The sequence below is a fragment of the Bacillus siamensis genome, assembly GCF_051628075.1.
GTDB classification, from domain to species: Bacteria; Bacillota; Bacilli; order Bacillales; family Bacillaceae; genus Bacillus; species Bacillus siamensis.
In genome coordinates, this window is record NZ_CP155579.1 from 3,292,243 (window position 1) to 3,306,100 (window position 13,858).

Annotated in this window: 17 protein-coding genes and 2 pseudogenes; 6 read left to right on the plus strand and 13 right to left on the minus strand. The window is 45.7% G+C overall.

Annotated features, from left to right (window positions below; genetic code table 11):
• Position 1: 1 nt before the first annotated feature.
• The 6 genes from ABDB98_RS16295 to ABDB98_RS16320 all read right to left on the minus strand — a co-directional run bounded on the left by ABDB98_RS16295 (position 2) and on the right by ABDB98_RS16320 (position 6,558).
• Positions 2-1,138, minus strand: a complete 1,137-nt coding sequence (locus ABDB98_RS16295; protein ID WP_438420692.1) for a glycosyltransferase family 1 protein — start codon at positions 1,136-1,138, stop codon at positions 2-4.
• Positions 1,131-1,973: a glycosyltransferase family 2 protein gene (locus tag ABDB98_RS16300; RefSeq protein WP_438420693.1), complete on the minus strand. Its 843-nt coding sequence runs from the start codon at positions 1,971-1,973 to the stop codon at positions 1,131-1,133. Before ABDB98_RS16300 ends, ABDB98_RS16295 begins: the two co-directional genes overlap by 8 nt.
• On the minus strand, positions 1,970-3,109 hold the full coding sequence (locus tag ABDB98_RS16305) for a glycosyltransferase family 4 protein (protein ID WP_438420694.1): 1,140 nt from the start codon (positions 3,107-3,109) through the stop codon (positions 1,970-1,972). The genes ABDB98_RS16300 and ABDB98_RS16305 overlap by 4 nt, the downstream gene beginning before the upstream one ends.
• Positions 3,110-3,124: 15 nt before the next feature.
• Entirely contained in the window at positions 3,125-4,942 is a 1,818-nt protein-coding gene (locus ABDB98_RS16310) for a polysaccharide biosynthesis protein (protein ID WP_326351454.1), read from the minus strand.
• Positions 4,943-5,164: 222 nt separating this feature from the next.
• Positions 5,165-5,845, minus strand: a complete 681-nt coding sequence (locus ABDB98_RS16315; protein WP_060964209.1) for a CpsD/CapB family tyrosine-protein kinase — start codon at positions 5,843-5,845, stop codon at positions 5,165-5,167.
• A gap of 5 nt (positions 5,846-5,850) precedes the next feature.
• Positions 5,851-6,558 carry a YveK family protein gene (locus ABDB98_RS16320; RefSeq protein ID WP_060964208.1) on the minus strand — a complete coding sequence of 236 codons (708 nt, stop codon included), beginning with the start codon at positions 6,556-6,558 and terminating at the stop codon, positions 5,851-5,853.
• Between the two features lie 245 nt (positions 6,559-6,803).
• Between ABDB98_RS16320 and slrR the strand changes: the two genes are divergently transcribed.
• The 3 genes from slrR to ABDB98_RS16335 all read left to right on the plus strand — a co-directional run bounded on the left by slrR (position 6,804) and on the right by ABDB98_RS16335 (position 9,159).
• Positions 6,804-7,259 carry an HTH-type transcriptional regulator SlrR gene (gene slrR / locus ABDB98_RS16325; protein ID WP_003151541.1) on the plus strand — a complete coding sequence of 152 codons (456 nt, stop codon included), beginning with the start codon at positions 6,804-6,806 and terminating at the stop codon, positions 7,257-7,259.
• An 80-nt stretch (positions 7,260-7,339) separates the two neighbouring features.
• The gene (locus ABDB98_RS16330; RefSeq protein ID WP_438420696.1) at positions 7,340-8,803 is read left to right on the plus strand and encodes a carboxylesterase/lipase family protein; all 1,464 of its coding nucleotides are present in this window, start codon (positions 7,340-7,342) and stop codon (positions 8,801-8,803) included.
• Positions 8,804-8,958: 155 nt separating this feature from the next.
• Complete coding sequence (locus tag ABDB98_RS16335; RefSeq protein ID WP_049627452.1) at positions 8,959-9,159, plus strand: hypothetical protein; 201 nt, start codon at positions 8,959-8,961, stop codon at positions 9,157-9,159.
• A gap of 29 nt (positions 9,160-9,188) precedes the next feature.
• Here ABDB98_RS16335 and ABDB98_RS16340 read toward each other — a convergent pair whose 3' ends face one another.
• Both ABDB98_RS16340 and ABDB98_RS16345 read right to left on the minus strand, forming a co-directional pair.
• Positions 9,189-9,719, minus strand: a complete 531-nt coding sequence (locus ABDB98_RS16340; RefSeq protein ID WP_438420697.1) for a dihydrofolate reductase family protein — start codon at positions 9,717-9,719, stop codon at positions 9,189-9,191.
• Positions 9,720-9,821: 102 nt separating this feature from the next.
• Positions 9,822-10,451 carry a YczE/YyaS/YitT family protein gene (locus ABDB98_RS16345; RefSeq protein WP_438420698.1) on the minus strand — a complete coding sequence of 210 codons (630 nt, stop codon included), beginning with the start codon at positions 10,449-10,451 and terminating at the stop codon, positions 9,822-9,824.
• Positions 10,452-10,570: 119 nt separating this feature from the next.
• Between ABDB98_RS16345 and ABDB98_RS16350 the strand changes: the two genes are divergently transcribed.
• Positions 10,571-11,089, plus strand: a complete 519-nt coding sequence (locus ABDB98_RS16350; protein WP_438420699.1) for a GNAT family N-acetyltransferase — start codon at positions 10,571-10,573, stop codon at positions 11,087-11,089.
• A gap of 62 nt (positions 11,090-11,151) precedes the next feature.
• Here the strand turns inward: ABDB98_RS16350 and ABDB98_RS16355 are convergent, their stop codons facing one another.
• The 4 genes and pseudogenes from ABDB98_RS16355 to ABDB98_RS16370 all read right to left on the minus strand — a co-directional run bounded on the left by ABDB98_RS16355 (position 11,152) and on the right by ABDB98_RS16370 (position 12,825).
• A complete protein-coding gene (locus tag ABDB98_RS16355) occupies positions 11,152-11,640 on the minus strand; it encodes a phenolic acid decarboxylase (protein WP_045925902.1) in 489 nt (162 codons plus the stop codon).
• Positions 11,641-11,661: 21 nt separating this feature from the next.
• Positions 11,662-11,823, minus strand: a pseudogene (locus ABDB98_RS16360) (DUF3237 family protein); the annotation flags it as partial.
• A gap of 249 nt (positions 11,824-12,072) precedes the next feature.
• Positions 12,073-12,357, minus strand: coding sequence for a DUF1433 domain-containing protein (locus tag ABDB98_RS16365; protein WP_438420700.1), 285 nt, complete (start codon positions 12,355-12,357; stop codon positions 12,073-12,075).
• 180 nt (positions 12,358-12,537) lie between these two features.
• Positions 12,538-12,825: a DUF1433 domain-containing protein gene (locus ABDB98_RS16370; protein WP_438420701.1), complete on the minus strand. Its 288-nt coding sequence runs from the start codon at positions 12,823-12,825 to the stop codon at positions 12,538-12,540.
• Positions 12,826-13,023: 198 nt separating this feature from the next.
• On the opposite strand from ABDB98_RS16370, the gene ABDB98_RS16375 reads away from it, so the two are divergent.
• Positions 13,024-13,149, plus strand: coding sequence for a hypothetical protein (locus ABDB98_RS16375; protein ID WP_438422162.1), 126 nt, complete (start codon positions 13,024-13,026; stop codon positions 13,147-13,149).
• Between the two features lie 99 nt (positions 13,150-13,248).
• Here the strand turns inward: ABDB98_RS16375 and ABDB98_RS16380 are convergent, their stop codons facing one another.
• Positions 13,249-13,593, minus strand: coding sequence for a DUF1433 domain-containing protein (locus ABDB98_RS16380; protein WP_438420702.1), 345 nt, complete (start codon positions 13,591-13,593; stop codon positions 13,249-13,251).
• A 66-nt stretch (positions 13,594-13,659) separates the two neighbouring features.
• Between ABDB98_RS16380 and ABDB98_RS16385 the strand changes: the two are divergent.
• Positions 13,660-13,788, plus strand: a pseudogene (locus ABDB98_RS16385) (hypothetical protein); the annotation flags it as partial.
• Between the last annotated feature and the right edge of the window lie 70 nt (positions 13,789-13,858).

The following is a 13,858-nucleotide window of genomic DNA, read 5'->3' on the forward strand; positions in this document are numbered from 1 at the left end:
GTTACTGTTCCTTTTCACAGTTCATATTGTAAAGCTTCATCACAGCCCCCGCATTCTCTCCCGCGTCATATCCCAGCCGTCCGAGGGTTTCTTTAATGCGCGCCCTGCCAGGCTTTGGCGCCTCAGCTGCCCGCAAAATCGCGGATGCCCATTGTTCAAGCGGTTCTTTGAGGCTGAGCCTTTTGACCAGCCCGAGCCCGGCATCGGCTTCTTCTGTAATGCCGTCTGATATGACGCACGGCACCCCGGAGGCCTGCGCTTCAACGAGCGTGACGGGCAGCCCCTCATAAAGAGACGGCATGACAAATACATCCAGCGTTTTCAGCAGATCATGAACGCGATCTTCCACACCGATAAAACGCACAGCACCATCAAGCCCCAGCTTCTCCGCCAGCTTTTCCATATCGGTGCGAAGCAGACCGTCTCCGGCGAGGATCAGCTGTAAACCGATGCCCCGCTCTTTCATATCAGCGGCCAGCCGGAGCAGAAATTCGTGGTTTTTCTCCTCTGTAAAGCGGCCGATATGACCGATCACCAATCGGCCGGCGGCAATGCCCCGCTTCCTTTTTTCAGATTCTATGTCCGCGCGTCCGCCGGCAAATAAATCAAGATCAATGCCGTTCGGCAAAAGCCGCACGTCTTTTTGTTTTCCGAATAAGAAACGGCCCGCCTCTTCTCCGCAGGCGCACAGCGCGGTGGCATTTGCCGTAATCAGCCGCCTGAACACAAACATCTGCATCTTGCCAAGCCCGGACGACCGCCCCCGCCACGATGTACTGTGCGAATGACAGATCCGCACGGGGACGCCTGCTAAACGAGCGGCCAATGCGATAAATCCCGACTGAAAATCGGTATGAGCATGCACGGCGGCAAACGGTCCTTTTTCCTGAATCACCCGTTTGACCTGTTTCACAAAAGTAATCGGGTTTGTGCTGCCGATGCTCGGCACATAAAAAAGCCGTCCGCCGAGAGCAAGAATTTCCTCATCATAAGCGCACGGATCGTTCCTATGGGTTAAAAAGTCAAACTGCACCTTCGTTCTGTCCATCTTCCGGTACAAATTCATCATCATCGTTTCTGCGCCGCCTCTATTCATCCCGCTGAAGATGTGCAGCACCCGCGCCGGCTTGTCAGTCATGTTCGGCAAGCCCTTCTTTTTGGCGGACGTCCCTGTTTTTATGATAACGGTTCATGACCGCGGGCGGGGTTATAGCGCGGATGAGCGGTTTTGCGATATACACGTAATGGGAAAGCGGCAGCTTCAGCCGTCTGCACGCCTGAAAAACGAGCACCGCGTTATCAATGGAATACGTAAACGATCTCCTTTTGAATGCATCGCTGTCCTCTCTGACTTTATACAGCGTTTCCTGAAGGTTGTACCCTCGGAAACCCGCTTCAAAAAAGCGCAGCCACAAATCGATATCCTCCATCCGCCGCGTCCGCCTGACTGACCGGTAGCCGCCGAGCGTATTGTACGCTTCGGCCCGCATCATAATGGTGCCGTGGCAGAACGGTGTGCCTTTCGCCATAATTCCCGGTTTCGGCACGGGCGGCAAAAGCCGGGCGCCCCTTACGCCGAATTCGTCAAATACGAGCATCCCCGTGCCGACGACTTGATAGTGGGCGTGCTTGTTTAAGAAAGCGGCCTGTTTTTCCAGTCTTCTCGGGTTGGAGATGTCATCACCGTCCTGTCTGGCGATATAATCCCCCGTTGCGTATGTCAGACAGCGGTTCAGCGAAGCGGCAAGCCGCTTGTTTGTCTTATTTTGAATCAGCGTGATCCGGTCGCTGTAATGGTCCGCGTAGCGGCGCGCAATCTGATACGTTCCGTCAGTTGACGCGTCATCACACATAATCAGCTCCCAATTCTTGTAAGATTGGCTCAGGATGGATTCAATGCTCTCCGCTAAAGTCTGTTCGCAATTATAAATCCCCATGATAACGGAAATTTTCGGTTGTGCTCCTGCATTCATACGCTTTTCTCCTTTTTATCCATATAACCGGCGTAAATATGCGCCATTTCCTTTACCGTGCGTGTTTCTGAAAAACTTTCCGCCGTCCTGCGCCCTTTTTGCCCCATTGCTTTTCGCAGGCCGGGGGAGCGGTACAGCTTTTCAATACGATCGGCAAACGCCGCGCTGTCTCCGGCCGGCACGAGAAAACCATTCACACCGTCTTCAATAATCTCGCGGTGCCCTCTGTTGTCCGCGGCAACGACGGGCTTTTCGGCAGCCATCCCTTCAAGCAGATTCATACCGAGCCCTTCGCGGATGCTTGAGGCGACAGACAGATCGGCAAGCTGAATCAGCTCATGAATGTCGCGGCAAAAACCGTAAAATCGCACAATGTCGGATACCCCGAGTGATTCAGCCTTTTTTCTGTACGGCTCTTCCATCGCGCCTTCTCCGGCAAATACGAGTTTCAGCTCCGGGATGCTGCGCTTCAGCAAGGCCGCAGACTCAATGAGGATACCCTGATTTTTGTTGCCGTTTAATTCGGCGGGATATACGAGGATAAATTCCCCGGCGCTGAAGCCGTGTTTTTCTCTCAGCCGTTCACTTTCTCCCCGGCTCACAGGGCGGAACCTGTCTGTATTAACACCGATGCCGTGTATTTTTTTCGCGTCGCAATCCATTTTTTTCATTTGCTTGGCCCGTTCGAAATCTTCTTCATTAATGGTAATGAGACAATCCGTATAAGAAGAGAGAAATTTTTCGATCGGGTAATAAAGAAGCCAGTTTTTCAGAGGCGCTCCGTCGCAGAAGTGAAAGCCGTGCGCGGTGTACAGCACCTTTGTCCCTTTTTGGCGCGCTTGTCTCGCAGCAAGGCGGGTGAGTACGCCGCCGACCGGCGTATGACAGTGAATCATGTCATAGCCGTTGTCTTGAATGAGCTGCTTCAGCCGCCTGTAAACAGAAAGATTTTCGGGATGAAACGGGGAGCGCCGGATCGGAATGGAAAACTTTTTATCAACGAACGGAAGGTTCATATGACCGCCTGCCGCGACGTGCACCTCCCAGCCCATATCCTGAAACCATTGAAAATACGGAAGGTGAAAGGCTTTAAAATGATAATCGACAGTGGCGCAAAATAATACTTTTTTCGTCATCTTTCTGTCCTCCCATCACACGCCTGCGGCAGCTTCTTCATGTACTGATTCAATCGCCTCAAACAGCCGTTTTCTCAGCTCATCTTCAGGCAGACGGCTGAATTCCTCCATAAAACGGATGAGCACGGCCCAATCCCCGTCGATCGCTTTCCCGATATGGATTTTCGGAAAAATCTGTTCCGTATGTACTTCATTATGATTCAGCAGTTCTTCATACATCTTTTCTCCCGGGCGGATGCCGGAGAATTCAATGGGAATCTGTTCTGTCGTATAGCCTGATAAATGAATCAGGTTTTTTGCCAAGTCGACGATTTTGACAGGCTCTCCCATATCCAGAACGAAAATCTGCCGCCCTTTTGCAAGCGCCCCCGCCTGAATGACGAGTCTTGACGCTTCGGGAATCGTCATAAAATATCTTGTCATCGCCGGATGCGTGACGGTGACGGGTCCGCCTTTTTCAATCTGCTTTTTAAAAATCGGAATGACGCTGCCGCGGCTTCCGAGCACATTTCCGAAACGGACGGCGGCGAATTTGGTGCGGCTGACCTTTCCGAGGTTCATGATGACCATTTCCGCAAACCGCTTCGTCGCGCCCATGACATTGGCCGGATTGACCGCTTTGTCAGAAGAAATCAGCACGAATGTTTCCGTTCCGCACATATCGGCGGCTTCGGCGACATTTTTCGTGCCGATAATATTGTTTTTGACGGCTTCTTCCGGATTATGTTCCATTAACGGCACATGTTTATGAGCGGCCGCATGATAGACGACGTGCGGCTCATATTTCTTCATCAACGTAAAGATTTTATCTCTGTCCTGAATATCGGCAATCTCCGCGTGAAAAAGCACCTCTTTGCCAAAGCGTGCGGACAGTTCGTTATGCACCGAATAAATGCTGTTCTCCCCGTGGCCGAGAAGGACGATTTCATGCGGAAGAAACGCGCTGATCTGGCGGCAGATTTCAGAACCGATAGAGCCGCCGGCGCCCGTGACCAGAATCGTTTTCCCCTTTATGCTGTCAGAAATTTTGCTCGTATCAAGGGTGACCGGCTTTCTGCCGAGGAGATCTTCGGCTTTTACATCCCTGATGTGTCCGGCAGCCTGCGTTCCGAGCAGGATCTCATCAAATTGCGGCATGATTTTAATATGGGCGCCCGTCTGCACACATTCTTTGTACAGCGTCTGGAGCTCATGGGGGCAAAGAGACGGAATGGCGATGATGATATGATGAATTCTCAGCCTCTGCACCGCCGGCATAATGCTTTCTTTTCCGCCGATGACGGGCAGGCCCATAATTTTGAGCTTATGCTTCGTCTGATCATCATCAATAAAAGCCACCGGCATGATCCCGAGATCATTTTTCTGCGTAAGCTGACGGGCGAGCAGCGTTCCCCCTGCGCCCGCGCCGATGATCAGCGCCCGGGAAGAGTCATTTTGCTTCCTGCCGATCGTTTCTTTCAGCACGCGCGAAATCATCCGGCTTCCTCCGATAAACAATAGCTGAATCATCCAGCTGACGGCTAAAAGCCGGAACAAAATCGTGTGGAACACCCCGTATTGGACGGCGGCTGTCACGGCTGCGGACAGAGTGATCCCCTTCAGCAGATCAAGCAGCTCACCTATTCCCGTATACGTCCATACCTGCTTATACTGATGAAACATAAAAGCGCATACATGGTGGCTGATCAGCATGCTCACGGCGGTCAGCAATAACGCTCCGGAGTCATAAAAGTGATAAGAATCCTCAAAAAATTGATATCCTATAACAACGGAAAGTAAAACGAGATACGTATCCAATGCAAAAATCATTGAAAGTCTTCTCCGGTAAGTCAATCTTTCCCCTCCTCATTTATCGGTTTAGCTGATACGGTTTTCGTAAAAAAACTGGCATAACAGCTAAGCCGATAACAATGCATCATCTTAAGATAAATTGGGCATTTAACCCGTCCTCACACCCCGCCACCGACGACCAGCATCTAAGGCAGCAGAAACCGCTGCCCACAGCAGAGCCGAGTGCCTCCGTTGATAAAGGTAAGGAGACATCACCTGCACCGCTCAATACGAGTAGTGCTCTGTTTTTTTGATCTTCTTTTTATTCAGCAGCGCGCCCAGAAGCTTCGCCTTTGACTGCTGGAGCGCGTCTTTCGCCTTTTGGACGGTATCCATTTTCGTTTTTCCGCTCAAGACGACGAGAACGCTTCCATCCGTCTGGTTCGCTAAAATCTGTCCGTCAGCCACCGCCAAAAGCGGAGGTGAGTCGAAAATAACAAGACTGTACCGGCTGTACATCTCCTGAATCAGCTCTCCCATCGCCTTTGATGACAAAAGCTCTGCCGGATTCGGCGGCGTCGGCCCGCTCGTTAGAACATAGAGGTTGTCAATCAGCGTTTTTTGCACAGTTTCATCAAGGGAAGCGTTTCCGACTAACACATTCGTAAGGCCTTGTACATTTTCAAGCTGATAAGTCTCGTGTATCGTCGGTTTTCGTAAATCCGCATCGACGAGCAGCACCTTTTTCTCCTGCTGCGCAAATACCGCGGCAAGATTGGCGGCGCTGAATGATTTTCCTTCTCCCGGAACGGAAGAAGTGACGAGAATGGAGCGCAGATGGGTCTGGACAGAGGAAAACTCAATATTTGTCCGAATGGTGCGGTATTGTTCAGCCACCAATGATTTGTGATGTAAAACAGATATTTGAGCCAATCCCCGTCTTGACTTCTTTTTTCTGAATCCCAAACGCCTCACTCCCCGAAATGTTTTTCATCAGACCGTGTCTGCTGATTTTTGATATCATACACAACCCCTAAAACGGGTAAGTCCGTTTTTTCGCTGAGCTGCCGCTCGCTCTTAACGGTTTCATCAAGAAAGTGGAGAAAAAACGCAAGCGTCACACCGGCCATAAGAGCCGCACCGAATGCCATCATGATATTCCGGATGCGCGAAGGCTTGACCATCGGGCTTTCCGATGCTTTCGCCTCAGACAAAACGACGACGCCTTTTATATTCATCCTGTCGCGGACTTCTTTTTTAAATGTCTTCATCAGCGTGTTCGCTATAGCGGCGGCCTTTTTCGGATTCTCATCCTGCACCGCTGCGGTGATGATTTCTGAATCGGTTTCGCTGCTTGTCGTGATCTTCGCTTTTAAAGCGGATGCCGTCTCAGAAAGATGCAGCGTCTGTTTCACTTTCTCAAGCACAACCGGGCTTTTCATTATCGTTTGAAACGTGGTGCTGTAATGAAGATTCAGCTGAACGTCGCTGAGATTTGAATTTTTTTCACCGCTTGTTTCATGAATGAGCACTTGTGTCGACGCCTGATAAACGGGCGAAATCACCCGGAATTGGATGTATCCTGTTATCAGCGTCACCGCTGCTGTCATGATAAAAATCAGTAAAAATCTGTGCTTAATAATGTCAAATAATTCTTTAAAACTCATATTCTCATTCATGTAATATACAGCCTCATCCTTATTGCATCAGGCTTAAACGCCCCCTTCTGTTAATGATTGGATTATAAAAGAAAAGCTCGAAATTTGAAAATTTCAAATTAAGCCATTTGGTTCTTTTTAGAGAACATTATCGTGATTTTCCTCTTATTTACTGCACTTACCTTTCAATTTTAAATTTTATAAAGAACGAAAAATTTCTTATAATGAACGAAAAAATGTCAGTATGCAGGGGAGAATTCAGCACAATGATTGGAAGAATAATACGTTTATACCGCAGAAGAAAAGGCTACTCTATTAATCAGCTAGCAGTCGAAGCGGGAGTCTCTAAATCTTATTTAAGCAAGATAGAACGGGGGGTTCACTCAAATCCGTCCATCCAATTTCTTAAAAAAGTGTCCGCCACCCTTCAAGTCGATCTGACGGAGCTTTTTGATGCCGAAACGATGCTGCATCATATGGGAGGCACGGAAGATGAGTGGCGCATTCATCTCGTGCAGGCCGTGCAGTCAGGCATGCCGAAAGAAGAACTGTTCACCTTTACGAACAAACTGACTGAAAAACGGCCGGAGCCCGCACCCTACCGCAACAGAAAACTGACTGAATCTAACATTGAGGAATGGAAAGCGCTGATGCAGGAAGCAAAAGAACTCGGCTTGTCCGTTCAGGAAGTCAGGTCATTTTTAGAACGAAAGCGTTACTGATCATATGCAGGTGAAAGGGATTTCATTCGCTTCATGTCTTCATCTCTGTATATAATGAAAAGAAAAAAGGGGATGAAGTCATGACTGTACTCACCGTTCAAACCCGCTGCGGCACATTAAAAGGAACTGCCGGCCGCGGTGTCCGCACATGGAAGGGCATCCCTTACGCCAAGCCGCCCGTCGGAGAGCTGAGATTTAAAGCGCCGGAGCCGCCCGCACCTTGGGACGGCGTAAAACATGCCGACGCGTTCGGACCGGTTTGTCCGCAGCCGGCTGATTTGCTGTCCATGTCGTTTTCTGGAGATGTTCCGCCTCAATCTGAAGATTGCCTTTACCTGAATGTGTTCGCCCCAGAATCAGAGGGTGTGAAACGGCCTGTCATGGTATGGATTCACGGCGGCGCATTTTTTTTAGGCGCCGGAAGCGAACCGATTTACGACGGGTCTGCTCTTGCCGCTGAAGGAGATGTCATTGTGGTGACACTTAATTACAGGCTCGGACCGTTCGGTTTTTTACATTTGTCTTCTATTCATGACGCATATCCCGGCAATATCGGCCTGCTCGATCAGATCGCCGCGCTGCGCTGGGTGAAGGACAATATTTCCGCTTTTGGAGGGGACCCTGATAACGTCACGGTATTTGGTGAATCGGCAGGCGGCATGAGCATCGCCTCCCTTATGGCAATGCCTGGCGCAAAAGGCCTGTTTCATAAAGCCATTTTAGAAAGCGGGGCCTCTCAGACGATGACTGCTGATATGGCAAAAGACATTGCCGAGACTTTTATCAGCGAGGCCGGTATTAAGACAGATGACATGAGCAAACTGCATACCCTCCCGACAGATGACATTCTCACAGCTGCCGGAAAAGTGAACAGTGTAAAGGGACAGAATATTTTTCATCTTTTTTATCAGCCGGCCATAGATCCGGCCACATTGCCGGAGGAACCTGAAAAAGCGATTCACGGCGGTGCGGCAGAAGGCATACCGATACTTATCGGCACCAATCGGGATGAAGGATATTTATTTTTCACCCCTGATTCACCTGTTCATTCCGAGCGGGAGCACGCCGATTATTTGCGCCATCACCTTGGAGAAGAGGGCTATTTGCAAGCGGCACCCTTATATCCTCATTCCTTAACGGGACAAATTGATATGATGACGGATCTGATATTCTGGCGGCCGGCTGTCGCTTTCGCACAAGGACAGTCGCGATTCGCACCGATCTGGATGTACCGCTTTGACTGGCATGGCGAAACACCGCCGTTTCATAAAGCGGTTCACGCTCTGGAATTGCCGTTTGTGTTCGGAAACTTTGATTCTTTGAAAAAGACGCTGCAGAAACCGCTCGGTGAAGATGTAAAAGAGCTCTCCAGGCTGATGCAATCCGCATGGCTGGCCTTTGCGAAAAAAGGAAACCCGGACACCGATCAGCTCCATTGGCCTCAGTATGAAACAGGCTCGCGTGAGACGCTCATTTTCAACACAGCCATCTCGACGGAAAGTGATCCCGATTCTGCCAAACGCCGCATCCTGTTTCAAGCATAAAAAACCCCCAAGGGATCAGGTTCCCTTGGGGTTTCGTTTTCATCCCAGTTCAGACCTCAGTCATTCGACTTCGCAGATACCATTTTCCATATTAACCCTTATATGTTATATTCCTTTATAACTGATCATCTAACCATTCATAAAGGAGTTTTTATATGGAGAAATCAAGTATTATCGGCACAGCTGCCGTTATCATCGGGGCGCTGATGATCTTAGTTTCAGTTGTCTTCCTGCGCGACACTGATTTCTATGCCGTGAGGTGGATAGGGGCTGTCATCATGGCTGCAGGATTTTCATACGGGCCGGCCCACACAATTTCAAAACATAAAAACAAACATGAAAAAGAAACCCGGTAACCTTACTGGGTTTCTTTCTTTTATTTCATTTATCTCACTTCATAATGCAATTCCGCAAATTGTTTATAGCGCCGGACATCAGTCAGCTTCAGCCCGGTCTCCCGGTCTCCGGGTTTGAATAACGGAATTCCCCGGCCGAGCAGAACGGGGGCGATCTGAATGATAAACTCATCGACAAGTTTTTCCTCCAAAACCGGGTGCAGCAAATCACTCCCGCCGACAATCCAAATCCGCTTGCCTTCTTGTCGTTTCAACGCTTGTATAAAACCGGCAGGCTCTTCATGAATAAACCGCACATCTTCAGTACGCCCGGTCAATGTCCGCGAAAACACATAGCACTCTTTTCCCTTATACAGAAACTCCTCGGGAAATAACGTCATCATTTCATCATATGTTTTTCTGCCCATGATGATTGTATCGACAGATTCATAGAAAGCTGCATAATCAGTGTCTTCTTCACCTTCAGTCCCGATTAACCAATCCAAAGAATGATTTTCCCGCGCAAGATAGCCATCTGCGCTGACAGCACCGTAAAAAACGAGCTTTCTTTGACCGCCCATGAAAAATCCCTCCCCCTTTTTTACAAGTTCATACAAACCAATTATACCGTAAGCTCCGGATGAAAAGGAGTATAGAGGAGATTCTAAGATCATTAAAGGCTATCACAGATTTTTCGTTTCTTTCTGCTTTTGAGATGCTGTTAAGATACCGTCTATCCATCTTCCGGTAATCGGCATAAAGAAATGAAGGATGAGTCCTCCTAAACAAACGGTGAATAACGTCCCGATACCGACCGGACCTTTTAAGATCAATGCCAATATGAAAAACACGAAGTAAATGACCGTTCTTGAAAAAAAGATGCTTCTTCCTGTTAATTCGCGGATAATCAACGTTAACCGGTCAACCGGGATCGGTGCGAAATTTGTGTGCAGATAAGCCGCCGTTCCAATCCCGATCACAACCAAACCGATGGCAAAACAACCCGCTTTTTCGTACCATGGTTCAGGCACTATAAAACGATGCAGGAAAAATAGCCACATATCAATCCCGATTCCCGTTATAAACGCCGTAATCATCCCTGAAAATTCCGGTCTTTGTCTTTTTAACATTGAATTGCAGCATATTAACAGGAAAGCTATGATGATTTCCCAGCTTCCCACAGTCAGCCCGGCATGTACAGACAGCCCCACGATTAGCGCATCGAAAGGCGACGTTCCAAGATCAGATTGAATCGTGACAGAAATACCAAAAGTTAATATGATGATTCCCAAAACATAAAAAACATATTTCATTTTACCGGCCTCATTTTTGTGTTTTATGTTGCAAATACAATAAAATCACGTTATGTTTAATATACGGTATTTTTATTGCAATTACAATATTTCATAAATAAGAAAGGAGCTGTATGAACATGAGCATCAGATTAAAAAAATGCAGCCTCGACGATATAACAGCACTCCGTGAGATAAGCATTGAAACATTCAATGATACATTTACAGATCAAAATTCACTTGAAAATATGAAGGCTTATTTGGAAAATGCATTCCGCTCTGAACAGCTGAAAACGGAATTAGCCAATCGGTCTTCACAATTCTATTTTGTCTATTATGATGATGATCTTGCGGGATATGTAAAAATCAACATGGATGAAGCTCAATCAGAAAAAATGGGTGATGATTCTCTGGAAATTGAGAGAATTTATATAAGAAAAAACCACCAGAAACACGGGCTTGGCAAATATCTGCTGAATGAAGCTGTGAAAATCGCTGCCGAACACAACAAAAAGAAAATCTGGCTTGGCGTATGGGAAAAAAACGAAAACGCAATCGCCTTTTATAAAAAAATGGGGTTTGTCCAAACGGGAGAACACTCTTTTTATATGGGGGATGATGAACAAATCGACTTTATTATGACGAAGACCCTGTCGTAAAAACCGCAGGATTTCCTGATTTCATACACAAAAAACCCGGCAGCTGAGCCGGGTTTTTTCTATTATTTTAATTTTCCTGCGCGAATATCATCTGTCATTCCTTCGTACGGCGCTTCTGAAATCAATGATTCGTTATTGATTCCCGCATTGTTGAGATACGTAATATCAGCAAACTCAGGAACGACATATTTAGGATACGTCTCATATTTCTCACGTGACTCTTTCATCACATCAATGTAATCATTTTGGTAGCATACCGTGATTTCCGGATGCTCATGCACCCATTTCGGGAAGAAAATAATCCCGTGCATCCGTTTTTCATTCGGCATAAAGTTTAATGAAACGTCTGTGCCTGTCGGTTCAGTCCATGACACTTTATATACGCCTTCTGTCAGCTTTACGATATTCACTTCTTGGTCGCGCACCCAGCGTCCGCCTACCATACCGCTATGAATCCGATAGTCGATCGTATGATCATTTTTAATATAAATTTCATACTCCCAGCCGTTTTCATACGTGTAAATCATATGGCTTCCGATAAAGTTTTCCATGTCGACTCACTCTCCATATCATTATTGAACTTCATAAATATCCAACCGAATGTCATCCGACAATCTGACCGCAGCCCCGATAAACAGCCGGTCCTGCAGAAACTGATATGCCTCACTGCTTGTTTCAAACATAGGCACAGTGCAGAAATAAACATGCTCGGGATCAATGATGCGGTTCACTGAATCATTGATGACTTTTTTAAAGATGGTTCATTCAAGAACGTATCACCTCCCGAGATATTATGTTTATTTAAACATGTAACTATTTACACGTTTAATTGTAACGCTGTTAAAATGGACTGTCAAATAATGAGCTGCCTCTGATAAAGTTTACCCGAAAAAAGAGGTGTTCAACAAAAAAGACAAGGGCGGCACATGCCGAACCCTTGTCTTTTTTGTTTAGTGTATGCTCATACCAGACGAGCGTCTTTATTAATAATCGCAATCTTTATCTCTGCATTCTTTCTTTATGACAGCGTCTATTGAGTGCCCCATGATCTTGTCATTTGCCTTATCATAAATACCGTCAAATTTATTTGATGTATCATCGTTGTAATAGCCAAATACCTCTATCCCGCCCATTGGATCTGTTTCGTATTTATCTTTAAATGTAACGTTATGTATTCCTTCATAATTCGCTTTGATAAATTTCTCCATTCGTTCTTGAGCAATCTTTATCTCTTCAGCCTGAACATTTTTATCATTCATACTCTTCATTATAAAACCTCCGGCTGCTATAAAGATAACCATGAAGATCATAATATATTTTTTCATTCGCGGACTAGAAAAAATGGCCGGTGACATCCGGTGCATTTAGGCGTCTTAAGATTTTTCTTCAGTGTCCACAGAGGATCATATAAGCGGCAATCCAGAGTACTTCTTTATTCCAGCGTCTTTTTAGTATTCACATTCTTTTTCCTGACATTCGGGTTTCTCTTCCGCATCGACTGACGAAACTCCTATTTCATCATTCGTTTTGTCATAAAGTCCAAAAAATTCTTTTTCCTTATTACCATTCAAGTACCCCTTCACGGAAATACCACCCATAGGATTTATTTTATAATCGTTATTGTATGTAATTTGCTTTATATTTTTGTAATTAGCTTTTATATAGCTTTCCATTTTATTTTTCGCTTGGATAAAAAGTGCTTGTTCTGCTTCTTTTTTATCATGGTGGTACTTCATGTAGATACTTCCTGACGCTATAGTTATCACAAATATTAGGGCAATTTTGTATCTCTTCACAAACTCATCCTTTCTTAGATTAAATTTACATCAACCTTGGGGTGTTGTACATGTCTAAAAAACATCAATGTATCAAGTATCAATGATCGAGAATACTTTTTTATAAGCGTTAGTTAGATCTAGGTTAAATGTGAAGTGATGAAGGAGAAGGGAATTCAAAGCCAGAAGGAATTGGCTGATTTAGTTGGTTCTACTGAGGCTGCGATAAGCAGATTTAAAACAAATACAAGATATGATATCTATCACAACACTATTCATTATTAACATAGGATTAGATGTCCCTATGGAAGATTTGTTTTATGTCGAGGAGATAGAGGAAGAGCAATAAAACAAAATTAGCCTAGCTCGATTGAGCTGGCTAATTTATCTTGTACAAAGCTTATCTTTACATTCTTCTTTGGGTTCGGCATCAACCGTATATGATAATATTTCTTTATTGTTTGGATCATATAGACCTTCAAACTCTTTTTCTCCGTTAGTATAACCCTTAACACTAATACCACCCATTGGATTAATATAATAATCCTCAGAAAAATGGATATCATCCGCATTTTTATAGGTCGTTGTTAAAAACTTTTCCATATGACTCCGGGCTTCTTCGAATAACGCAATCTCTTTTTCCTTTTGATCATACTGATGCTTCATAAAAAGTCCCCCAACTGCTATAATTATTAAAATAAGGGTAATTATGTACTTTTTCTTTTTCATTTGGAAATCAACCCTTTCCTATAAATAACTGTCGTTTTTAAGTAAACGAAATGAGCGAAAACTTGATATGAATATACTTTAAGCATGTCAAAAGCAAAGCTAACCAATTCAGAATTCATCGCGATGGTTGCTGACAAGTTAAGATTGGAACTTAAAGCGAGTAAAATGCTGATCCGACGTTTTTCCTATCGTTGAGTTGTCATTATATTTGTATGCGGTTACCGTTAATATCGGGGATGCTTCGACAAATGAGATAACTGTATGA

Bases quoted from the DNA above. Each gene is read 5' to 3' on its own strand.
- ABDB98_RS16295 (WP_438420692.1), bottom strand. From the start codon at position 1,138: ATGACTGACAAGCCGGCGCGGGTGCTGCACATCTTCAGCGGGATGAAT.
- ABDB98_RS16300 (WP_438420693.1), bottom strand. From the start codon at position 1,973: ATGAATGCAGGAGCACAACCGAAAATTTCCGTTATCATGGGGATTTAT.
- ABDB98_RS16305 (WP_438420694.1), bottom strand. From the start codon at position 3,109: ATGACGAAAAAAGTATTATTTTGCGCCACTGTCGATTATCATTTTAAA.
- ABDB98_RS16320 (WP_060964208.1), bottom strand. From the start codon at position 6,558: ATGAATGAGAATATGAGTTTTAAAGAATTATTTGACATTATTAAGCAC.
- slrR (WP_003151541.1), top strand. From the start codon at position 6,804: ATGATTGGAAGAATAATACGTTTATACCGCAGAAGAAAAGGCTACTCT.
- ABDB98_RS16330 (WP_438420696.1), top strand. From the start codon at position 7,340: ATGACTGTACTCACCGTTCAAACCCGCTGCGGCACATTAAAAGGAACT.
- ABDB98_RS16335 (WP_049627452.1), top strand. From the start codon at position 8,959: ATGGAGAAATCAAGTATTATCGGCACAGCTGCCGTTATCATCGGGGCG.
- ABDB98_RS16340 (WP_438420697.1), bottom strand. From the start codon at position 9,719: ATGGGCGGTCAAAGAAAGCTCGTTTTTTACGGTGCTGTCAGCGCAGAT.
- ABDB98_RS16345 (WP_438420698.1), bottom strand. From the start codon at position 10,451: ATGAAATATGTTTTTTATGTTTTGGGAATCATCATATTAACTTTTGGT.
- ABDB98_RS16350 (WP_438420699.1), top strand. From the start codon at position 10,571: ATGAGCATCAGATTAAAAAAATGCAGCCTCGACGATATAACAGCACTC.
- ABDB98_RS16355 (WP_045925902.1), bottom strand. From the start codon at position 11,640: ATGGAAAACTTTATCGGAAGCCATATGATTTACACGTATGAAAACGGC.
- ABDB98_RS16365 (WP_438420700.1), bottom strand. From the start codon at position 12,357: ATGAAGAGTATGAATGATAAAAATGTTCAGGCTGAAGAGATAAAGATT.
- ABDB98_RS16370 (WP_438420701.1), bottom strand. From the start codon at position 12,825: ATGAAGTACCACCATGATAAAAAAGAAGCAGAACAAGCACTTTTTATC.
- ABDB98_RS16375 (WP_438422162.1), top strand. From the start codon at position 13,024: ATGAAGGAGAAGGGAATTCAAAGCCAGAAGGAATTGGCTGATTTAGTT.
- ABDB98_RS16380 (WP_438420702.1), bottom strand. From the start codon at position 13,593: ATGAAAAAGAAAAAGTACATAATTACCCTTATTTTAATAATTATAGCA.